This window comes from Halalkalibaculum roseum, assembly GCF_011059145.1.
In the GTDB taxonomy this organism is placed as follows: Bacteria; Bacteroidota; Rhodothermia; order Balneolales; family Balneolaceae; genus Halalkalibaculum; species Halalkalibaculum roseum.
In genome coordinates this window covers 371,366-395,219 of sequence record NZ_JAALLT010000004.1, presented here as the reverse complement: position 1 = coordinate 395,219, position 23,854 = coordinate 371,366, and the positions used below count along the sequence as shown (strand labels likewise).

The following is a 23,854-nucleotide window of genomic DNA, read 5'->3' as shown; positions in this document are numbered from 1 at the left end:
GTTTTCGCACACAATCTGTTTCAAACCGTACATAAAGAAGATTAAAAGGGCTCATTCCTCAACCTAGTCGTCATCTTCAATCTTGGTACGATTATTGGATACCTGATACTAATTAATAGTAATTGGTTAATCGCCAGGTTTTTCGGGTGACCAGTAACAGGTAATAGGTATCAGGTATCAAAGCAATGCTTAAGAATTATGTAAAAATCGCATTTCGTACTTTTGCCAAGAATAAAAGTTTTACCTTTTTATCGGTCTTAAGCTTGTCAGTTGCCATTGCCAGTGTAATATTAATCGGACTTTATGCCAGGCATGAATTCAGTTACGATCGCTTTCATGAAAAATCAGATCGTATATATCGACTCACTACCCAAAGCATGAATCGGGAAACTGAAAGGAGTGTCGGATTCGTACCGTTACCACTGGCTCCCTACCTGCAGGAGAATTATGCCGCTGTTGATAATTTTGCCAGGGTTTGGGAATACAGACGATCGATGCCTGTTACTAATCCTGAAAAAGATCGAGTGTTCTACGAAGATAATTTCGGATGGGCAGAGCACACCTTCTTTGACATTTTTGATTTTGAAATTATAGCAGGAAATGCAGAAGACCCATTAGATGAATTTCGAAGCGTGGTCATTTCACAATCGATGGCTGAAAAGTACTTTGGCAATGAAAACCCCATAGGAAAGCCGCTATATTTCCAGGGAGAAACTGATATTCCCTTATATGTATCCGCCATAATGAAGGATTTTCCAACCAACTCTCATTTAAATTTTGACTTCATTGGTAACATTAAAACAGCAGCTGAGGATTTTTGGGCGGGCGGCAGAGTAGGACAGGAGTTTTTTGATCAGTGGGTGAATCTCTTTGTCCCCGCTTATATTCTGGTTGAACGGGGAGCTGATCTTGAACCTGTTTTAGCCGAAGCCTCCAGACAACTGAATAACTACTTTGAAATACCGGGATCCACCTATGAGGTGAAGGCTCAACCAATCACTGAAATACACTTGCATTCGGCTCTTGATGTAGGAGAATGGGGCATAAACGGTAGTTCGGCTAATGTGTATGCCGTACTTATTGTTGGTCTGATTATCTTGCTGTTAGGGTGCTTCAACTTTATTAACCTGGTTACGGCTCAGGCCGGTAAGCGAGTAAAGGAGGTCGGTCTCAGAAAGACGTTGGGTGGTACACGCCAGCAATTGATGGCTCAGCATTATATAGAATCCTTCTTATTGGTACTATCAGCGGTTGTTTTGGCCTTGGTTATTGTAGATGTGGTTCAACCTTGGGTAAGTGAATTCAGTGGTATAGAAAATGTGTATAGCATATTGATTGATCCACAGTCTTGGTTGATTTTCGCAGGATTTACATTAATGCTTGTACTTATGGCAGGAGCCTATCCCGCTGTTTTTGTATCCAAGTTCAGCCCTTCAGATGTGCTCAATGGTACATTTTCTGGACATCTCGGGGGTGGATCTCTTCGTAAAGTATTGGTTATGCTACAATTTGCATTAAGCGGTAGCCTGATTGTAGGTACCATGGTAGTTTACCAGCAGTTACAATATATGCAGGAGAGCGAGTTGGGTTTTGCCGAGGAGCAGGTCGTGGTGATTCCCATCCACCGTGATAATGCTATCATTCCCAACTTTGATCGCGTCAAACAGGCCTATTTACAAAACAGTAATGTAAAAGCAGTAACGGCATCTTCACACCTGATGTTTGCCACTTTTACCTATACCAATACTTTCCAGGTTCGGGGATCTGATCAGGATTACCGCTGGGAACGCTACACTGTAGAAGGTGACTATCCGAAAGTATACGATTTGAATTTTATCGCAGGACGTTCCTTTCGAGCTGATTCCCCCGCAGATACCAATGCGGTAATTCTAAACGAACAGGCAGTTAAAGATCTGGGTTTGAAGCCTGATGAAGTGTTGGGTCGGATAATGATCAACCGATCCATGGGATTGGAGGGGGAAATTGTAGGTGTGGTGCAAGATTTTCATTACCAATCATTGCATGAGTCCATTCAGCCATTTGTATTGATAAACCGACCGGATATAGTGGATTACATTTCGGTAAAGATCAATCCCAATGAAGTCGGTAACACCCTAGATTTTTTAGAAACAACCTGGAAAGAAGTTATTTCGGAAGCATCCTTTGGCTACTTCTTTCTTGATAATACTTTTGCCGCATTATATTCCCAGGAGGAGTTGCTGAACAACGCGATTCTGAGTTTTTCTTTGATAGCCATTTTCCTGGCTTGTTTGGGTCTGTTCGGATTGTCCCTGTTTACCGCTGAACGACGTACGAAAGAGATTGGTGTTCGCAAAGTATTAGGGGCTACGGTCTGGGATATTGTCCAACTTTTGGGCTCTGATTTTACAAAACTAGTTGTTTTGGCTCTTTTTCTGGCATTTCCATTATCGTACCTGGTGATGAATAGCTGGCTCAGTGATTTTGCCTATCGGATTGAGATCGGAGCAGGGGTGTTTATTCTGTCAGCCATCGCGGCGCTGTTTATAGCAACTGTAGCAGTTAGCTATCACTCTATAAAAGCAGCATTGGTAAATCCGGTAGAGAGTTTGAAAAGTGAATGATGTATACGTTAAACGTAACATTTAAGATTTGAAAAGTGGTATCTCAGGCTGATGAAAGATGACTGTAATTTAGACTTCCGTCATTTGTCATACCTTAATAATAAACAAGTCATTGACAATTAGTGACTGACATAACAGCTGAATACTGGTGGCTGTTATGAAGGGAAATCCTCAGGTAAAACTATAAAAAAATGATAAAAAACTACTTAAAAATCGCATTTAGGAGCCTTTTAAAAAATAGGGCATATACTATTATAAATGTTCTAGGTCTTACGGTCGGGCTTGCCTGTTGCATATTGATACTGCTTCATGTACAAGATGAGCTCTCGTACGATGAGTTTCATACCGAAAAAGAACATATTTACCGCGTAGCCCTGGAGCGGATTTATCCCGATCATACCAGTTACTATGCCATCATTCCCAGTGGCTTTTCCGAAGCTTTTGCAGATGAAATTACCGGTATAGAAGCATCAACACGGCTCTTGGGTTTTCCTAACTTTACCAATATTGTCGAATATAAGGATAAAGTTTTTGAGGAAAATTATGTGTTTTTTGCTGACTCTAATTTCTTCAAAATATTTGATTTTGAGTTGCTGCAGGGGGACAAACATTCAATTCTGAAGAATCCCAATACAGTGATATTAACCCAATCTACGGCTCAAAAATATTTTGGAAACGAAAATCCGGTTGGGAAAACAATTGAGGTTAATGATAACGAAACTACGGTAGTTGGAGTGATGCAGGATGTGCCTGACAATTCACACATTACCTTTGATTTTTTAAGTTCAAGCACCAACCTGGGGTTTTTACAGCAGCCTAACTATACCGGTTTTTCATCTTATACCTATGTAAAACTAAAATCTGGTATAAGTTCGCAAGAAGTGGAAAGTAGAATACCGGAAGTAGTTGAGAAATATGCATCCGGACAAATAGAAAGAGACTTAGGTATTTCTTATAGCGAATACAAAGCTGCAGGTAATGGCTATAATTACTTTCTGCAGCCTATTACAGATATCTATCTTCATTCGAACCTGCAAAGTGAAATCAAGCCGAATGGGAGTATAGTCTATGTATATATATTTATCTCCATAGCTATACTAATCTTAGTTATTGCCTGTATAAACTTTGTGAATCTGGCAACAGCACGGTCGGCAGAACGTGCCAGAGAAGTAGGAGTACGAAAAGTCATGGGTTCGGATCGCAGTCAATTAATTCGGCAATTTTTGGCTGAATCGGTTTTTATCAGTCTCATCAGCCTCGTAATGGCGGTAGGAGTGATACAGATCATCCTTCCCGCTTTTAATATTCTGGCTGGCAAGGAGTTGGTAATTGACTTTCTTGGAAGTGCTATGATCGGACCCTCCCTGCTACTATTCGCAATTGTAGTTGGTTTACTGGCCGGAATATACCCAGCCTTTTATATCTCTTCGATGAAACCCGTTGAGGTAATGAAGGGTAAGTTTCAGTCGAACAGCAAGGGTCGGTGGCTGCGAAACGGCTTGGTTATCTTTCAATTCGCCATATCTATCATACTTATCTCAGGTACCCTGGTGGTAAATAGTCAAATGGATTATATAAGAGATAAGAGGCTTGGTTTTGATAAGGAAAACGTAATGGTGGTAGAAAATTTTAATAATCTTCAGCAGCCGGAATCTTTCAAGCAGCAGGTTAAAAATCTTGCAGCGGTCCGAAGCGTGGGTGCCACCGGTACCATGCCCGGAGATAATTTTTTCGGTATTCAGTTTAGACAACCGGGTGATCAGGATATACTGACCACAAAAGGATTGACGGTTGATGACCATTTTATTGAAACAATGGGTATTAAACTACTGGCGGGTGAGTCCTTTGCCGAAGGTATAGACGATTCTCTTCATGTAATATTGAATGAATCGGCCGTTCGTGCTCTTGGCATCGAGAACCCCGTAGGTGCGAGGCTCAATAACACCAGGAATATCAATGATGAGCAGGTTACGATTAACTTTACCGTAATCGGAGTGACTGAAAATTTTAATTTTGAATCTCTAAGAACCGATATAACACCGCTAGCTATACTTAGCTCGGAAAGTGCTATTGGGTTCGAAAATTTTCTAACGATACGCCTTGCAGGTGCCGGATTTAATGAGACCATTGAGCAGATTGAGGCCCTGTGGACCGGCATGATACCTGACCGGCCGTTTTCCTATACCTTTTTGGATAACGATTTAGAAAAAATGTATGAGTCGGAACGTGTATCCGCAAAAATTTTCGCCATATTTTCCAGTCTAGCAATTATTATTGCCTGCGTCGGTCTTTTCGGATTGGCCGCCTATACGGCCTATCAACGTACCAAGGAGATTGGCGTACGTAAGGTGCTTGGAGCCAGCGTGCCCAATATTGTACTGCTACTGTCTAAAGATTTTGCCCGGCTTGTAGGATGGGCATTTATTATCGCAGTCCCCATTGCCTACCTGGTAATGGAAAATTGGCTTCAAAACTTCGCATTTCGAATAGAACTGGGACTCACAACATTTTTAACGTCCGGACTCATTGCACTGATAGTGGCATTGATCACGGTCAGTTTTCAAGCCGTTAGTGCTGCGGTAACGAACCCGGTAAACAGTTTGAGGAGCGAGTAGACGAAAGGGAAAATTGAGAGACAGATGTGAGATGATAGAATTGGAACAGGGAATAACGTGAAATGTGAAATGTGAATTGGCAGAAATGATTGACCGATAATCAAGGGCCGCTTTTATCTCTCGCCTGTCATTGGTCTGCTGTAGATCGTCTCACATTTCAAGTTCACCCTGTAACCATTTTACCATTTTTACGTGTCATTAAGAGTCTGTTACTATTGAAAATATCGGGTATGTGATATGCTGAAAAATTACTTTAAAATAGCCCTGCGTAATATCCGGAAGAATCCGGGGTACTCCTTTATAAATATTTTTGGACTCGCCCTTGGAATGGGTGTCAGTATTTTAATTCTGCTCTATGTTCAGTACGAGTTGAGTTATGATACCTACCATGAAAATTCTGATCGCATTGTCAGGGTTTCCAGGCAGTGGTTTAACAGTAATGGAGAAACGAGTTTGCATTTGGGGCACGTAGCTCCACCGTTTGCACCGATGTTGGAAGAGGATTTTAACGGCACCATACAGGAGGCTGTTCGCTTCTTGCAGATCAATCCGTTGATTAGATATGAAGACAAGTCCTTTGTAGAAGATCGCTTCTTTTTTGCCGATGCTGAGGTATTTGATGTATTCAGTTGGGAAATGCTTAAGGGAGATCCGGAAACAGCCTTAACCTACCCGGATGGTTTGGTGCTTACTGAACATACTGCCAAAAAATACTTTGGTAATGAGGATCCTATTGGAAAAACGCTGGAGCTTGAGTACCAGGGAACCAGACTGCCCTTCCAGGTAAACGGTATCGTGAAGAATGTGCCGGAGAATTCCCATTTTCAATTTGATTTTCTTGCCTCCATGGAACCGGTAATACAGTTTTACGGAGGCCGGGAACAGATGATGAATAATTTTGGGAGTAACAATTTTGCTACCTACCTGTTGCTTCCCGAGGATTATGACTATGAGAACCTTCAGTCGCAGATACCGGACTTTATTAACCGGCACTTGACAAGTTTTGGTGGTCCCGACACTGATCCTTCGGAAGTTACAATGCTTAATCTTTGGCCACTTACAGATATACATCTCTATTCCAACCTGGATTCTGAAATCGAGGCTAATGGGAATATTGAGTATGTATACCTATTCACCGCTATAGCGCTATTCATCCTGCTTATTGCCTGCATTAATTTTATGAATCTTTCCACTGCCCGGTCCTCCCAGCGTGCCGTGGAGGTTGGGTTAAGGAAAGTTGTGGGTGCCGATCGTGGCTCACTGATCAGACAATTCATCGGTGAATCAATGATCCTGGCGGTCATTGCCCTTGCTCTGGCTCTCTTCTTTGTACAGTTGATGCTGCCCTTTTTCAATGAGTACCTGGCCATAAACGCGGGTTTAGAACTAACGGAAAATTGGAGGCAGCTGGCCGGCTTGGCAGGTGTAGTGTTATTCGTAGGATTGATTGCCGGCAGTTATCCAGCCTTTTTTCTATCGGGTTTTCAGCCGGCTAGCGTTCTGAAAGGCACCTTCAGCGTAGGGAGCAGCCATCGTCAATTTAGATCGGTACTGGTGGTAACTCAATTCACAATATCAATCGCCCTCATTGCCAGCATGATTGTAGTGTATAATCAGCTGGAATTTATGCGCACTAAAGATCTTGGATTCGATAAGGAAAATATTGCAGTACTTCCCACCGGAGAGAATATCAATTCCAATTACGAAAATATCAGACAGCGCCTACTGGGACATCCCGGAATAATCAATGTTTCGGTATCCAGCCGGGTACCGTCAGGAAGACTCCTGGATTCCCAGGATACGCAGGCAGAGGTCAATGGGGATCTGCAAGAGATCAATACCCGGATTGCAGATATTCATGTGAGTCATAATTTTATGGAGACCTTTGGTATAGATCTTGTTGCGGGCAGGAATTTTGATATCAACCTTGCCAGTGATTCTACAGAATCTTTTATCTTGAATGAGTCAGCCGTCCGGGCAATTGGCTGGTCAAGTCCGGAAGAAGCCATAGATAAGGAGTTTCGATATGGCGGACGAAGCGGGCGAGTGATCGGTGTCACCAATAATTTTAATTTTGAGTCCCTACACCAGACTATCGCACCGATTGTATTTCTTATTCCAGATAATCGAATCAGAAATGTCGCGATAAAGATACGAGGTGATATGAGAACCGAGACCCTTGACTACCTCGAAGAGCAGTGGGCAACTTTAAGGCCTGGCTATCCCTTCGATTACTTTTTCGTGGAAGATAATTTTGACCGGCAATATGCAAATGAAGAGCGTTTGGGAGAGATTTTCGGATATTTCTCCCTGCTTGCCATAATTATCGCAGCCCTTGGTTTATTCGGTCTGGCCTCTTTTACGGCGCAGCAGCGAGTCAAAGAGATTGGAATACGCAAAGTGCTGGGTGCGAAAATTTCACAAATTGTATTGTTGCTTTCAAAGAAGTTCACCCTTTTGGTTATTACCGCATTCATCATTGCGGTACCGGTAGCCTGGATTGGAATGGATCGCTGGTTGAGTGATTTCGCCTATCATATTGAGATGTCAATATGGACTTTTGTGATGGCGGGGGTTGTCGCTCTGCTTGTGGCATGGCTTACAATCAGCTATCAATCCCTGAAAGCGGCCCTAACGAATCCTGTTAATAGTTTAAGAAGTGAATGATTACGGGTTACAGTGAACAGTGTGTCAGTAATCAGTATTCGAAATTTTGAACTCAGGAGTCAGAATATAGAATTGCTCTTTGCATAAATTTGGATTTTTAAAAGTGAAACGTGGGATGATTAATAGGGCAATGGTGTCGGGTGATTACGCAAACGGTCGTCAGTCGTCTGTTCCGGTCAATGTAAGTGAAACCTGACAGCCGTCCCGAAGGAAACTCTTTGGAATAAAGCAGAATGTTATGATAAAAAATTACATAAAAATTGCACTTCGAAATCTTAGAAAATACAAGGGATATTCACTAATCAATATCCTGGGACTTGCGGTTGGTATTGCGGTTTGTATGCTGATCTTCAGGTACGTTTCCTATGAGCTGTCTTATGATCAGTATCACTCAAAATCCGACCGTATCTATAGGGTTACTATGGACCATCCACAGGCTCATATTGCTTTAACCCCTTCAATGATCTTGCCTACCCTTGAAAACCTGTATCCGGAAGTGGAAACAGGGGTACGCATTTATGATGTAGGCAGGTTCCAGCCGCTTGTCATACGCAATGATAACAAAGTTTTTGAAGAACGTAAGTTTGCATACGCAGACTCTACCCTTTTCCGGGTGTTCGACTTTGAATTGTTGTCAGGCAATTCCAACACCGCACTGGCCAAGCCGAATACCATTGTGATCAGCAGGGAGATGGCATTGAAGTATTTCGATAATCATAACGCGATCGGAAAAAGTCTGGAGGTTAACAATCGTGTATTTGAAGTGACGGGGGTAATGGAAAACATACCGGGTAACAGTCACTTTCGATATGATTTTTTTGCGTCGCTGATAACAAGAAGCGGTTGGAGTGAACTCAGTGATGATACCTGGCGCTCTGCCAATTTTTATACCTACCTGGTGCTGGATAATCAGGGCGGTGCATCCGGTTTAAAGCAAAAAGTAGATGCTTTTATCACGGAAAATTTCCCGGAGAATGAGTTCGCAGCTTCTTTGGACTTACTTTTCCAACCGCTTACAGATATCCATCTTTATTCGGATGTCGAGGGGGAAATCGCACCCCAGAGTGATATTCGTTACGTGTTAGCTGCCACAGCTATTGCCATCATCATTTTGATCATTGCTTGTATCAACTATATGAACCTTGCTACGGCACGGTCGGCGCGAAGGTCACGGGAAGTTGGAATTCGAAAAGTTCTAGGCTCCGAGAAGAGACAGCTTATCGGACAGTTTTACGGGGAGTCCGCTTTTTTAACCATGCTGGCTATTGCCCTTTCTCTATTGATGATGGAACTGTTCCTCCCATGGTTTAACAGTCTGACTGGTCAATCTATCTATATTGACTATGCCTCGTATGAATTCTGGTTAGTATTGGCAGCAACCGGTCTCCTAGTAACTTTGGTAGCCGGAAGTTATCCGGCACTCATGCTTTCATCTTTTAATCCTTCAGAAGTTTTAAAAGGGAAAAAAATAAGCAGCGGGAGTTCAAAGCTTCGAAAATTCCTGGTAGTATTTCAATTTGCAGCATCCATTTTTATGATCATCTGCACCCTGGTGATTTACCGTCAGATTGATTTCATCCAGGAGAAGGAGCTGGGTTACAAACAGGATAATGTACTGGTGCTGACAGCTTACAGTGATGTTGAAAACCGCTTTAACACGTTGCAGAACGAGTTGATGCAGGTTTCGGAGATTAAGGGCGTGGCCATGTCATCCGAAACACCGACGAGTATTCGCGCAGGCTACGGACCGGATATTGAGGGTGTGGAAGAAGGCCCGAATTTCATCATCAACGCATTAAGGGTTACACCGGGCTTTACCGATGCATTGAATATTGAGCTTGTAGAAGGACGTGCTTTTACGGAGGGAGACTTTACAAGGGCAAACCTTCAGGAAGACAGGGAGTATGCTATGTTGGTTAATGAGGCTACCGCCCGTCATTTTGGAATGGATCCTGAAGAGCTGGTTGGGAAAAGAGCCTCAATTGGTGGAGGCAGCGGCAACATTGTGGGTGTGGTTCGTGACTTCCATTTTTCCTCCCTTCACAGGCCGATTGAGCCACTGTTTATATTCCCGAGAGGCAGTTTTAATAAACTTCTGATAAGTTTCCGGAGTGCTGACGTCAGAAATGTTTTGGAAGATACTGAGGCGGTATGGAGTAATCTTTTCCCCCAATATCCTTTCACCTATGAGTTTCTTGATCAGGAATACAATGCTCTGTACCAACAGGAAACCAGAGCCGGTTACATATTCAACAGTTTCGCAATCCTGGCGATTTTTGTAGCGTGTCTTGGGCTGGTCGGACTTGCCTCATACCTGGTTGAAGAACGGAATCGCGAAATTGGCATACGAAAAGTGCTCGGTGCAACCTCGGCCCAGGTAATGGCCTTGCTTTCAAAGGATTTTGTTATACTGGTTCTTGCCGGCTTCCTGATTTCCGTGCCACTGGCCTGGTACGCCATGGGTGAATGGCTGCAGAACTTTGCCTACCGTATTGATATTGGTTGGTATGTTTTTCTAATGGCGGGAGGAATTACCCTGCTCATAGCTGTAGCTACGGTAAGCTATCAGGCACTGAGGGCAGCAACACTTGATCCGGTTGATAGTTTGCGGAGTGAGTAAATTTTTAGTCATGAGTCATGAGTCATGAGAGGTGCGAGGTGAGAATTTAGATTTGAGATTTATAAATTAAATATGAATAAAGCCGGTCGGATGTTCGTTGCGGTTAGAAAAATACCAACAGCTGAAAACTGACAGCTTAAAGCTTACACGGATGATTAAACTTAGAAATATTGATAAATACATAGACAAGCGTTTTCAACGTACCTTTATACTCAAGGATATTAATCTGGATATAGAAGAGGGTGAGTTTATTACGGTGATGGGTCCAAGCGGTGCCGGTAAATCGACCCTTCTTAATATACTCGGTTTTCTGGATGATCCATCGGAAGGAGAGTACTACTTTTACGATGAGGCTGTTCACAGTCTTAGTGAAAAAAGGAAATCGGATTACCACAAATCCCACATAGGCTTCGTTTTTCAGGCTTACCACCTTATCGATGAACTGACGGTGTACGAGAACATCGAAATGCCCTTGCTGTACCGTAAGGTTAGGGGAAAGCAGCGTAAGGCGATGGTGGCTGATATGCTAGACCGTTTTAATATCGTGGCGAAGAAAGATCTGTTTCCTCCGCAACTTTCAGGCGGACAGCAGCAGGTGGTCGGTGTGGCGCGTGCCCTCATCGGTAATCCAAAATTGATACTGGCAGACGAACCTACCGGGAACCTGCATTCTGAACAGAGTGAAGAGATTATGGAGCTGTTTACCAAGCTCAATGAAGAGGAGGGTGTTACGATTATACAGGTGACCCATTCCGAGAAAATGGCCGGTTACGGCAATAGAATCATTAATTTAAAAGACGGGACCGTTGTCGAGGAGAATCCCTATGAAGATCAAAAAGTAGACATGGAGAGCTGACTGGCTTGTCATTTACAAATCCTCTGCCCGGGATACGAATTTCTGCTGGATTTTTCTTAACGTATCGTCGGGTATATGCGGGTATATTCTTTCTCTTACAACAGAGTAAAGCATCACATTTAAATACCTGCAGAATTGGATTTAAAAATGCTACCTGTTCAAATTTGTAATGCTCAAGAAATTAAAATACTTATTTTCAACCGATAACGAGCCGGGAAAGGAGGAAGTCAACATTTCGGGGGTTATTGAACAGATTAAGAAGAAAGAGTTAGCAGAAGATATCCCACTTGGTCAGCGCATACATACATTAAATTACAGCGATTTGGACCTCTTTCTGGATCGAGATATTACTGAAAATTACAGGGTTGCTGTATATCGGGGCAGGGAGCGAATCTACTCTTTTTCCATCTATGCCGATCAGGGTGATTACGAGAGCCTGAAAGAGGGGTATGAAAAAATTATTCAATTCTTGAATGGGGAATCAAAGGTTAATCAACTCCCGGATAACGATAAAATTAAGGGTTTCTTCTATGGTTACTAGAATTCAGAATTTACTATTGGCACCTATATTAATTGTCGTATTGGTGCTTAGTTCAACAGGTGCATTTGCCCAGACAAGTACCGTTGAAAAGGTCAGGGAGTATCGAATACAACATGAATACGATATACTTAATGAGTATCTCACCTTTTTGAAGATACCGAATGTGGCATCCGACCTGCCTAACATTAAACGTAACGCCAACTACCTTGTAAAGGAATTCGAAAAACGCGGAGCCCGGATGGAGTTATTGACGTTGCCGGACAAGCCTGATGTGCCGCCGGTGGTTTATGGCGAACTCAAAACCCCCGGTGCTGAACGAACGCTGATCATTTATGTGCATTACGACGGTCAACCGGCAGATCCAAAAAATTGGACTCATAACCCCTGGGAACCAACTATTTACTCCGGTTCTATGCAGGAAGGCGGTAAGCCTGTTTCATTGAGTGAAAGCAACGAAGAGGTGAATCCCGACTGGCGGATTTACGGGAGGTCAGCCTCCGACGACAAGGCGCCATTCCCTGCCATCCTTCATACGCTTGATGCCCTTAAGCAATCGAGTATTGCTTTGACCTCCAACCTCAAATTCTTCTTTGAAGGTGAAGAGGAAGCCGGTTCGCCGCATGTGCGTCAGATTCTGGAACACTACAAAGATAAATTTCAGGGTGATCTTTGGCTCTTTTTCGACGGTCCAAAGCACCAGAGCGGTCGACCACAGGTAGTGTTCGGCGTCCGTGGTGTGACGGGCATGGAGGTTACGGTCTACGGGCCTTCCCGTCCTTTGCATAGCGGACATTACGGCGGATGGTCACCGGTTCCGGGTCAAATGCTTGCCGAGCTTTTGTCCACCATGAAAAAAGAGAGCGGAGAAATTCTGATCGAGGGATTCAACGAAAATACGGCCCCGATCACGGAGGCTGACCAAAGAGCATTTGAGACCTTGCCCAATTACGACCGGCAAATTAGGGAAGATTTGGGACTGAACTGGACCGAAATGGAAGGCCGGTCTCTGATTGAAAGCTACATGTTTCCGACATTGACCATAAGGGGTCTGGAAAGCGGAAATACAGGGGAGCTGGCTAGAAATGTCATACCGACCAAAGCAGTGGCCAGTCTGGGTATCAGGTTGGCAAAAGGCAATGATCCGGAACGCATGAAAGACCGGGTTGAGGCACATATTGCCAGTCAGGGCTACCACATTGTCAGGCAGGAGCCCAATATGGAAACCAGGCTAAATAACAGAAAAGTTGCTAAAATAACCCGCGGCGGCGGTTACCCGGCTGTACGGACACCTATCGATAATCCCATGGCACAACAGGTTGTTGGTGCAATTAAAAAAGCTACTGAAGAAGAGATCATTCTTTACCCGACATTCGGAGGCTCATTACCGCTGTTTCATTTTGAAGAAGTCATGCAAACTCCCATTGTGATTGTACCGATTGCCAATCATGACAATAACCAGCATGCACCGGATGAGAATATACGGATTGGTAATATCTGGTACGGGATGGATATTTATGCCGAAATATTTACAATGGATTAAAAAAATGGGACACGGAGTAAAAGAACCGTGTCCCACATAGGAATACTTAATTTCCGCCTCTTCCGCCACGATTGCGTTTGCCACGCTTTTTGCCCCTGTTTGATTTTTCCTTATTCCCGCCTCGGCTGTGTTTAATGGTACCGCGACTACGGGTTTGTCTCTTTTGCGCTTTAACAGCACCGCGGCTGCGTTTGCTATTATTGTTTTTGCCAACTGCTTTTCTATGTTTGGCTTTACCGCGGTTACGATCTATACGATTATTTTTGAACGCCCCTTTTCCGCGATTATCCCGGTAACGTTTGTCTGTATACCGGTTCCCACGATTCAGGTGCTTTTTACCAATCCTGTGATTCGGTTTTATAGCCTGTCGTTCATACAGCCGGTTTCTATTGGAGTAATGATTTCCAATTCTCACAGCACTTCTGTACCGGTTGAATTTTTTATGATGGTGGTTGCCGGCAACCCATTTGCGATAACGGATTACGTGGGGATGCGCCTTATACTTCCATCTCTTCGGCAGCCGGTAAGCAGGAGCCTGCAGAAATGCCAGGGATAAACCGTCCAGCCAGATACGTACCGAATAGCCGGGGTTGTAATAATCGTTATAGGTGAATCGATGACTCTGATACCAGTTGTACCCGCGAAGGCTGATCAGTAGTTCTCGATCCCTGAAACCGTCTCGATAGCCGGCTTCATACACACGGGAATCATATACCAGTTCATTGTACCGGTGATGGTAATAGTATTCGTCTATGACCCCATCCATATAACCTTTCAAATAGGCCGATTCGTAATCGTGCCGATAATTTTGACTTTCATAATTCAGGTGAAAATGGATGAATGGCCTGAAGGATTGGTAGCTCAGTTCGAAACTGAAGTTCTGCGCCTGCATAGGCATGGCATAAGCCAATAGCAGCAATAATGATATTAGTAACTTTTTTAACATAACAGCCTCCTGGTTTGTTTATGAGGATTACCTATTAGATAGCCAACAAAGGTGAGGCTGCAAATAACATGAACATGTATCACATGATCATGTTAATAGACGCTTCAATCGGGCTATAATAGCCATTAAGCTGTGTTTTAAAACATTGCTTAAATAGGTATTCAATAATTTCAGAAATTGATGTGCTTTCATTCGACAGTATGAAACCCTTTCCCTAGATGTGGCTTTTCATAACATCAGGTTTGCTATATAACCCAAAAGCGTTGAGGGATTTGCTCCAGATTTTAACATTCAGGAGAAAGCGCTTGTAAGGTTCAGGTAATTAGTAAAGGATATAGACTGCTCTGTAGGCCGCGGGTGCTGAATACCACTGAACAAAATAAATTGAGTGAGGTAGGTCGATGAAAACCTTTTTAGTTGTTTTACCGATTTTGACAATAATACTCGGTAGAGTTTACGTAGAAAATATGACAGTATACGAAAGTCAAATACTAACTGTCCCCGTTCTAACGCCCTTTGACACTACGAATTTTGATCAGGAAAAAGCTCTTAAAGAGCTGCGGGAAAAAATTAGGGGAAGAGAGCAGGAAGCCGCCGGTCTTGTATTTGATAATATCCGGTCTTTTGAGCGTACAACAGCAGATAGATTTCTACGGATTATGGAGATGGGCTTCGGTAAGTCACTTGGTGTAAGGTGTACACATTGCCATAACCCCGGTGATTGGAGCAGTGATGAAAAGCCTCAAAAACAGATCGCCAGGGATATGATGAAGATGGTAGGAAGGATCAACCAAGAGCTGTTGCCGGCTATAAATAACCTTGAAAGTGAGAGACCAATAGTAAACTGTACAACCTGCCACCGTGGACAGGTTAAACCCGCCCTAAATATCAACAATTAGCACGCTCTTTTTACTGGCAAAATTATACCGGATTTAATAATCTGTATTCTCTTGCTGGTCACTTATCTCAAAAAATGGGGGTAACATATGAAATCCATAATAACACTGATATTTGTGTTAGTCACAGGCACTATCCTTGGCTTTGCACAGGAAAAAGAAACCGGTCCCGAAACCTTTGAGATGGTTTGGGAAGGCCAACCTATCACCATGCAGAAGTATTTCATTGTATTCCTAAAAGAAGGACCTAACAGAAATCAGCCGGAAGAAGAGGCCAGGAAAATTCAGGCTGAACACCTGGCCTACCTTGGAGGTCTGTTTAAAAAAGGTGTGCTTAACTTAAACGGTCCGTTGGGGGATGATTCTGAGATTGCCGGTATCTCGGTATATAATACCGCAACCATGGAAGAGGCGATCAAGCTGGCTGAAGCGGATCCGGCAGTGAAAGCCGGCAGGCTGGTTGTTGAGGCTCATCCCTGGTGGCTGGCTAAAGGCTCTTCCGTTAAATAATTGATTGAGTAAGTTTATGCCTGCAGGTTATTCAGGAACACCACTCATAAAAAAACTGGGTATTAAACCGGGATTTAAGATAATGACCGAAAATGAGCCGGATCATTATTTTGAAATGCTGGGTGAATTGCCTCCCGATGTTACCATCCTTGATGACGGCGAGGAGGAAGCTGACTTTATTCACCTTTTTGCCAAAAATGAAGAAACACTACAAAACGCATTGCCACCGCTGAAAGATAAATTGGCCAGAGACGGCATGCTATGGGTCTCCTGGATCAAGGGCGCATCAAAACGTAACACAGATATTAACGGTAATGACGTACGAAGAAAAGGCTTGGAGCTGGGACTTGTCGATATAAAAGTATGCGCGGTAGATAAAAATTGGTCGGGTCTCAAATTCATGTATCGAAAAGAAGACAGGTAGTAGACATTCCTTATATCTGTCCGTTTCCGTACAGTAGATGTAAGAATACGGACGCTTAATGACTGATTATCTTTGTTTTGAGGTATAAAAAGCCGTGTCAACCTGATTGGTATGATTGTTGATATCACAGATAGTAGTTGCCGGTTATTGGTTTTTTAAGATGGATTTGCCAATAACTATTATGAATAACCAATAAACCGTGTCATGCTCCTAAACTATCTTAAATTAGCCCTCCGAAATTTATCCAAGCAAAAAGGCTACACCGCCATAAATGTCATTGGACTTGGGATCGGTATGGGTATTTGTCTGTTTCTTTTTCTGTTGGATCAATATGCTATTAACTTCGACACCCACCATGAAAACAGCCACCGCATTTACAGGCTTGCTGACAAGGTTAAAACCAGTTCCGGAAGTATCGTAGATGCAGCCATCACCCCTGCTCCCTGGGCTGAAGCAATAACAGATGATTTCCCGGAAGTAGAATCATTCGTTCGATTCACGGGACAGAACAGGACTGTAGGCTACGGAGATAAAGTATTTACCTTTGAGGTGGAATTTGTAGATGAGACCATACTTGATGTTTTCACTTATCCGCTTAAGTACGGCAATAAAGAGACGGCTTTACAGAATCCTCATTCAGTAGTATTAACTGATTTTATAGCCGAGACGTATTTTGGAAATTATAATCCGGTCGGGGAAACAATGATGATTAATGATGTCCCCCATACAGTTACCGGTGTTCTGAAAAAGCAGCCTTCCCAGAGCAGCCTATGGTTTAATATGTTTGTTCCTTTCTCTTCCCTCGATAAACAGAGCTACAGCAATATTGATAACTGGGAAAACCATAATCTCTATTCCTATCTGCTGCTCAGTGAAAGCGCTGACCCCACAGAAGTCGAGAAAGATTTGGAGCAATTTATTGTAAAGAACTTTGGGGAAGAAGGGCTGGAAAAATATCAGCCTCACCTGCAGAATCTTGAGGATATTTATCTAAGGTCCAATTTGTTTGCTGAACACGGAGACAGTCTTGACATATCTTATGTATACATCTTTACGGCAATTGGCTTTCTCATACTGCTGATTGCCTGTATCAACTTCATAAATATGGCGACGGCGAAGGGTATTGAGCGGGCTCGTGAGGTTGGCATGCGAAAGGTGTTGGGTGCCGGCAAACAACAACTCATTTTTCAGTTCTTGTCGGAAGCTTTTTTGATGTCTCTCATTGCTGTTTTTCTAGGACTGACCCTGGTGGAATTTGCCCTACCCCTCTTCAATGATCTGGCGGAATGGAATGTGCAGGCTGCCTATTTTGAGAATGGCTTTTATCTGATAACTGCTGTGTTATTGGTAATTTTAGTTAGCCTGCTGGCAGGCGGCTATCCGGCCTTCTATCTCTCCTCTTTTAAACCAGCACCCGTACTTAAAGGAAGTAAAACAACCGGTAAGAGTCGGTCCTGGTTGCGGACAGTACTAGTGGTAAGCCAGTTCAGTGTCGCTGTCTTTTTGATTATTGGGTCATGGGTGGCTGACAGCCAAATAGAATACCTGCAAAACAAAGACCTGGGATTTAAGTCCGGAAATATCATGGTGTCCAATTTGCCTCCCAATTTAAGCAGAGAGAACAAGTTTATGATTAAGGAGGAGCTTGAAAGGAAGTCAGCGGTTAGCGGCTCATCATTGACTGCTAATATTCCGGGTGAAGACAGCGGTTCCATCAGCAGTTTCAGGCCTGAGGGGCAGTTTGAACAAGACGGTTTACTTGTTAATTACTATGAAGTGGATAACAGCTTTATTGCGTTATTCGAAATTGAACTGGTGGAAGGAAGAAATTTTAATGCCGTACAGGCCGGTGATACCACAACGTCTGTCATTGTCAATAAAGCTGCAATCAGCCAATTCGGTTGGGAAGATGCGGTTGGAAAAACCATCGCAGAAAGCACAGGTGAAACGACGAGAACCTATACGGTTATTGGGGTAGTAGAGAACTTTCATTTTGAGACACTGCACAACGCTATTCGTCCTCTCATTTTAAAATATCGACCTGAAGCCTTTCAACGGATTGCCATAGAATTGAATACTACGGAACTTGCAGAAACTGCCGGTGAAATTAACACCTTTTTGAAGCAATTTAATGCGGGACTTCCCGTAGGATACTTTTTCCTGGAAAGTAATTTGGCCGGTGAATATGTAACTGAGGAAGTGATCAGCGAAATGCTTCGATATTTCACCTATCTTACCATTCTGATTGCCTGCATGGGTCTGCTGGGACTCGCTGCCTATACTACCTATCAGCGAAAAAAAGAGATTGGTATTCGTAAAGTGCTGGGAGCCAGCGTATACAGTATCATTACAGGATTGTCACTGGAGTTTGTAAAACTGACGACTATCGGATTTGTCATAGCTGCGCCAATTGCCTACAACCTTATGCGGGAATGGTTGAACAGTTTTGCTTACAGCACGGAAATAAGTCTATTTATGCTTGCGGGAGCAGGTTTTCTCACGGTGGCAATAGCTATGGCAACAATAAGTTATACTACAATTCGTGCCGCTAACACAAACCCGGCAGAAATATTAAAAAGTGAATGATGAACGAGCGATCTGCCGATTGGTTAGAGGCTGATTGCAAAAACCTAATACCATGAATAACATACGCGTCCAATTTACCATACCGAACGTTGATAAGATGGCTAACCTGGAGGTAAATATTAATGGGGAAAAGCGAAAGATGAAGTTCAGGATAGTCAACTTTGACTGGAACTCCGAAACCGGCAGTTCAGAAGAACTCATCAATGTGTTGCGAGAACAGATAAAAAATTATGACAGTGAGTGGGAACTGTATCATATCGGCACACCACAGAATGATCAGATTCCGGTGACTTTCAGATTCCATAACGGTTAATATTTAAGAGGTCAGCGATTCCATTTTGGCACTTCGCGGTTTATCTCAACTTTCTTGTAACAAATTCCCGCGAGGCAACTCTTCTTTATAACAGATAGTATATTTGCCAGCCCGTCTTGCAAGTATACATCGGTGACAGCATTGGGTACCTGGTAGCCATCAAATAAGCAGCATGGTTCGTAATTATTTAAAGATTGCCTTTCGCAATCTGGTAAAGAGAAAGGCTTATACATTCATAAATATTTTTGGTCTTGCAATTGGATTAGCCTGTTGCCTTCTGATCAGCATGTATGTGTTAAATGAGCTGAGCTACGACCGGTTTCATGAGAAGGCAGATCAGATATACCGTATCAAACAAACCTCTCTCAATACTGACGAAACATCAGCTACAACCACGTTCAAAACCGGACCTATGTTGGAGGCTGAGTATCCGCAACTGGTAGAGCATAGCGTGCGTTTCTTCAACATGCAGCAGCCTACTCATACCATGCTGGATAGGGAGACCGGGAATTCATTCAGGGAATCAAATTTTTACTTCACCGATTCCACTTTCTTTGAGGTATTTGACGGGAAACTGATCCGGGGAAATCCGGAGCAGGTATTGGATAATCCCCTGTCGCTGGTGATGACTGAGGAGCGAGCCAGGGTATATTTCGGTGATGAAAATCCCATTGGAAAAACATTGAGCTTTCAGGGTCGGGGCAGCATGAGTCTGGAGGTTACCGGAATCATGGAAAGCTGGCCGGAGAAGTCCCACATGAAATTCGATATGTTGGCATCATTTTCAAGTGTGGATGTATTGTACCGGAGGAGTCCGGAATATGATGAGTCATGGTGGTGGAATCCTGTTTGGACCTATGTGGAACTGAAAAATGCAGGTTCTGCCGGTGAGCTTGATGACCAGTTGGAGGCTTTCGCTGACAAGTACTATAATCCCAATCGGCCGGAGGGAGAGGAAGTCAGTCTCGGCTTGCAGGCACTTACCGATATTCATCTCTATTCGAATCTGGAGCAGGAGATGAATCCAAACAACTCTATTTTCTACATCTATCTTTTTTCAGCTGTGGCAGTGCTCATACTGGTCATTGCCTGTGTAAACTTTATGAACCTGGCAACAGCACGTTCTGCAGAAAGAGGACGGGAGGTAGGTATGCGTAAAGTACTGGGCGCTGATCGCCGTCAGCTTTTCAGCCAATTTATGGGTGAATCTTTTCTCATGAGCTTCCTGGCTGTCGTACTTGCGGTAGTACTAGTCTATTTCACGCTACCGATCTTCAACGATTTTATAAGCAAGAATCTGGCATTCAATATCTTTGATAATGCTTTTCTGATTGGAGGACTGCTCTTTCTTTATTTTGCGGTGGGTTTCCTGGCCGGTATTTATCCTGCTTTCTATCTTTCTGCTTTTAATCCGTCCGTTGTTCTGAAAGGTGAAGCGGATAAAGGAAGTAGAAGTGTACTCTTTAGAAAAGGGCTGGTGGTTTTTCAATTCTCACTTTCTGTGATACTAATTATCAGTACGGTTCTGCTATATATGCAGCTGCAGCATATGCAGTCTAAGAAACTTGGTTTTGACAAGGAACAGGTGGTCATTTTACCCATGGAGCAGAATCTTATAGCCTGGGAGTTTGACCAATTCCGGGAACAAGCCATGAGTGACCCAAACGTCAGAACCGTTACAGCAACCAGCAAAATCTTGGGAACCGATGATCAGCAGACCTGGAAAATTTATCCGGCAACAACCCCCGACGAAGGGGAGAAATCCTCATTGGCCCTGCATGTTACATACAACTTTCTGGAGGCCTATGATATCAATCTTATTGCGGGCCGAACATTCTCCAGATATTATCCTACGGATAAGAAACAGGCTATTTTGATCAATGAAGAGATGGTCAAAAGGCTGGGTTTTGAAGAACCCGAAGATGCCATTGGTGAATTGTTTTACCATGAATTATCTGAGGAAGAAGTAAAAACGCTTACCGTTATTGGAGTCACAGAAAACTTTAATTATACCTCAGTCAAAAAAGAGATCAAGCCACTGGTTATTCGACTCTCTGAGGGAACACGTCCCATATTGCAGACGATTTCAAATGCAGTGGTTAAATTAGGTCCCGGTGGAGTTAATGAGGGATTAAAGCACCTTGAGGAGGTATGGGCTGAAGTCAATCACATCGACCCCTTTCAATATTCCTTTCAGGATGAAGAACTGGATAAAATATATGCCGCAGAAATGACACTGGGTCGGGTAACGGGCGTATTTACGCTCTTATGCATACTGGTGGCTTGCCTGGGACTTTTCGGGCTGGCTTCCTTTACAGCATCCAAGAGAACGAAGGAGATTGGCATTCGCAAAACCCTTGGCGCTTCTCTCAGCCAGATTTTGGTTCTACTGTCAAAAGAGTATGTGCAACTGGTTCTGATTGCAAATATCATTGCCTGGCCCGTAGTTTATTTTCTCGCGAGAGGCTGGTTGCAAGACTTCCCTTACCGTATCAACCTGGGATTAAATCTCATTGGTGTTTTTGCAGCAACCATCCTTCTGAGTGTTATCATTTGCCTTGTAACCGTGAGTTATAAATCCTTGAAGGCTGCGCTTATCAATCCCGTTGACAGCATCAAACAGGAATAATTATTAAACCTCTTTGCTTTTAAAGTTACTGGCCTAACTCATTGGTTTAGCAAATCCGCTCACGGTAAAGTTTTAAATGAGGGACTATTCATTGGGCTTTAATTTTACCTATCTTAATGCAGTTTCTCTATCTGCTCTTTCAATAACCATGAGTACAACTTTTCTTATGAAACAGGCGATTTTACTAATACTGGCAGCGGTTTATGTGACGATCGGCTGCGGAGTTCAAACCAACGTCGACGGCAATATTCGTTATGATATCAGATTTCCGAATGCGGCTCATCACGAGGCCGAAATAACTCTTACGATAACCGACCTGGATGCTATTCCTGTGAAGGTATCTATGAGTAGAACCTCGCCGGGTCGCTACGCGCTGCATGAGTTTGCTAAAAATGTGTATAACGTGAATGCCATTGATGGAGAAGGCGATACCCTGGATATTTTTCAGCCGGACCTCCATAACTGGATAGTGAGTGGTCACAACGGGACACTAAAATTCAGTTATACCTTATATGCCAATCATGTCGACGGAACCTATTCGGGAGTCAATGAGCAGCATGCTCATTTAAATATTCCGGCCTCATTGGTTTGGGCACAGGGAACAGAAATGCAGAATATGACCATAGCCTTTCATCCGCCCGAAGGCAGTAACTGGAAGGTGGCTACCCAGCTGAAATCCACAGAAGATCCGTACGTATTTACTGCCCCGAATTTTGGTTATTTGATGGATAGTCCAACTGAACTCAGCAACTTTATGCTTCGGGAATGGACTGTTCCGGCTGATACTACAAATTACAACATCAGGCTGGCCCTGCATCATAACGGTACTGAAAAGCAGGCCGATGAATATGCAGAGATGGCAAAAAAAGTGGTTGAAGAGCAAATTGCCGTTTATGGAGAACCGCCTTCCTATGATTATGGAAGCTATACCTTTATCGCTGATTATCTGCCTTATGTTTACGGAGATGGCATGGAACATCGCAACTCCACAATTCTTACCAGTCAGCGATCTCTTGAAGAGGGAGCTATGCGGAATTTATACACGCTGTCTCATGAATATTTTCATGGCTGGAATGTAGAACGTATACGCCCGCAGAGTCTTGAACCTTTTGCCTTCCAGGAGGCCAACGTGTCGGGTTCACTATGGTTTGCCGAAGGATTTACGAGCTACTATGATGATTTGATCGTCCGTCGAGCGGGTTTGATTGATGACCGGGAATATGGCCTCGGATGGGGCGGGACATTGAATTATGTACTCAACTCACCGGGCAATCAGTTTTATAGTCCGGTTGAGATGAGTATGCAAGCTCCTTTTGTGGATGCCGCCACTTCCGTAGATGATCAGAATAAGGAGAATACTTTCATCTCGTATTATTCCTGGGGAGCGGTAATCGGTCTGGGTCTGGACCTGAAGCTCAGAACAGAGTTCGAAAATATCACTCTTGATGATTATATGCGTGCTATGTGGCAAACTTATGGGATACCGGAAAAACCCTATAGGCTGGAAGACTTGAAAAATACGCTTGCCAAAGTTACCGGGAACCGGCAATTTGCTCAGGACTTTTTTGATCGGCACATTTACGGTTCAGATATGATTGAACTGAAACCGCTTTTTGCCAATGCGGGATTTCTTCTTAGAAATGAATTCCCCGGGAAAGCAGTGATTAGCTACGGGAGTGAGAGAATAAATTTTAAAGCAGGGAGGCCGACCATCACCGAAAATACCTTAATAGGCAGTCCGCTTTATAAAGCCGGGATTGATCAGGATGATGTGTTGATTAGCCTTGGCGGTGAAACAATAACCAACGCCAGGGATTTGCAACGAATACTGAACGCCCATTCTCCGGGAGATACACTTGGTGTAAGTTATGAGTCCGTCGGTGAACGCTACGATACCACGCTGGTCCTGGTCGAAGATCCCACCCTGGAACTGCTACCCTATGAGCAGGCGGGTATGGAGGTGACAGAAGAGATGAAAACCTTTCGGGAAAGCTGGTTGGGGAGTAAAGTAACAAGTGATGAGTGAGATGGAAGACATGAGACGTGAAAAGTGAAACGTCAAACAGGTTACCTCTTCTACTCCTTCCACCGCTTTGATGTGGAAGGAG

At 43.5% G+C, this 23,854-nt stretch carries 15 protein-coding genes; 14 read left to right on the top strand and 1 reads right to left on the bottom strand.

Features of this window, described 5'->3' with window-relative positions:
* The first annotated feature begins 185 nt into the window (after positions 1-185).
* The 7 genes from G3570_RS13660 (at position 186) to G3570_RS13630 (ending at position 13,442) form a co-directional block, all read left to right on the top strand.
* Positions 186-2,603: an ABC transporter permease gene (locus tag G3570_RS13660; protein ID WP_165143293.1), complete on the top strand. Its 2,418-nt coding sequence runs from the start codon at positions 186-188 to the stop codon at positions 2,601-2,603.
* Positions 2,604-2,794: 191 nt separating this feature from the next.
* On the top strand, positions 2,795-5,218 hold the full coding sequence (locus G3570_RS13655) for an ABC transporter permease (protein ID WP_165143292.1): 2,424 nt from the start codon (positions 2,795-2,797) through the stop codon (positions 5,216-5,218).
* A gap of 237 nt (positions 5,219-5,455) precedes the next feature.
* The gene (locus G3570_RS13650; protein WP_165143290.1) at positions 5,456-7,885 is read left to right on the top strand and encodes an ABC transporter permease; all 2,430 of its coding nucleotides are present in this window, start codon (positions 5,456-5,458) and stop codon (positions 7,883-7,885) included.
* 238 nt (positions 7,886-8,123) lie between these two features.
* A complete protein-coding gene (locus G3570_RS13645) occupies positions 8,124-10,505 on the top strand; it encodes an ABC transporter permease (RefSeq protein ID WP_165143288.1) in 2,382 nt (793 codons plus the stop codon).
* A gap of 151 nt (positions 10,506-10,656) precedes the next feature.
* Positions 10,657-11,361 (top strand): ABC transporter ATP-binding protein, encoded by a 705-nt coding sequence (locus G3570_RS13640; protein WP_165143286.1) that lies wholly within the window; start codon positions 10,657-10,659, stop codon positions 11,359-11,361.
* A gap of 169 nt (positions 11,362-11,530) precedes the next feature.
* The gene (locus G3570_RS13635; RefSeq protein WP_165143284.1) at positions 11,531-11,902 is read left to right on the top strand and encodes a hypothetical protein; all 372 of its coding nucleotides are present in this window, start codon (positions 11,531-11,533) and stop codon (positions 11,900-11,902) included.
* Positions 11,892-13,442 (top strand): M20/M25/M40 family metallo-hydrolase, encoded by a 1,551-nt coding sequence (locus G3570_RS13630; RefSeq protein ID WP_165143282.1) that lies wholly within the window; start codon positions 11,892-11,894, stop codon positions 13,440-13,442. Before G3570_RS13635 ends, G3570_RS13630 begins: the two co-directional genes overlap by 11 nt.
* A 46-nt stretch (positions 13,443-13,488) precedes the next feature.
* Here G3570_RS13630 and G3570_RS13625 read toward each other — a convergent pair whose 3' ends face one another.
* The gene (locus G3570_RS13625) at positions 13,489-14,388 is read right to left on the bottom strand and encodes a hypothetical protein (RefSeq protein ID WP_165143280.1); all 900 of its coding nucleotides are present in this window, start codon (positions 14,386-14,388) and stop codon (positions 13,489-13,491) included.
* 467 nt (positions 14,389-14,855) lie between these two features.
* Here G3570_RS13625 and G3570_RS13620 point away from each other — a divergent pair, with 467 nt between their 5' ends.
* The 7 genes from G3570_RS13620 (at position 14,856) to G3570_RS13590 (ending at position 23,772) form a co-directional block, all read left to right on the top strand.
* Positions 14,856-15,287 (top strand): c-type cytochrome, encoded by a 432-nt coding sequence (locus tag G3570_RS13620; protein WP_165143278.1) that lies wholly within the window; start codon positions 14,856-14,858, stop codon positions 15,285-15,287.
* 87 nt (positions 15,288-15,374) lie between these two features.
* Positions 15,375-15,794: a YciI family protein gene (locus G3570_RS13615; protein WP_165143276.1), complete on the top strand. Its 420-nt coding sequence runs from the start codon at positions 15,375-15,377 to the stop codon at positions 15,792-15,794.
* 16 nt (positions 15,795-15,810) lie between these two features.
* Positions 15,811-16,218, top strand: a complete 408-nt coding sequence (locus G3570_RS13610) for a DUF3052 family protein (RefSeq protein ID WP_165143274.1) — start codon at positions 15,811-15,813, stop codon at positions 16,216-16,218.
* A gap of 204 nt (positions 16,219-16,422) precedes the next feature.
* Positions 16,423-18,804, top strand: a complete 2,382-nt coding sequence (locus G3570_RS13605; RefSeq protein WP_165143272.1) for an ABC transporter permease — start codon at positions 16,423-16,425, stop codon at positions 18,802-18,804.
* Positions 18,805-18,856: 52 nt separating this feature from the next.
* Entirely contained in the window at positions 18,857-19,117 is a 261-nt protein-coding gene (locus tag G3570_RS13600) for a hypothetical protein (protein WP_165143270.1), read from the top strand.
* Positions 19,118-19,289: 172 nt separating this feature from the next.
* Positions 19,290-21,746, top strand: coding sequence for an ABC transporter permease (locus G3570_RS13595; protein WP_165143268.1), 2,457 nt, complete (start codon positions 19,290-19,292; stop codon positions 21,744-21,746).
* Between the two features lie 148 nt (positions 21,747-21,894).
* Positions 21,895-23,772, top strand: a complete 1,878-nt coding sequence (locus G3570_RS13590) for a M61 family metallopeptidase (RefSeq protein ID WP_249067108.1) — start codon at positions 21,895-21,897, stop codon at positions 23,770-23,772.
* The last annotated feature ends 82 nt before the right edge of the window (positions 23,773-23,854 follow it).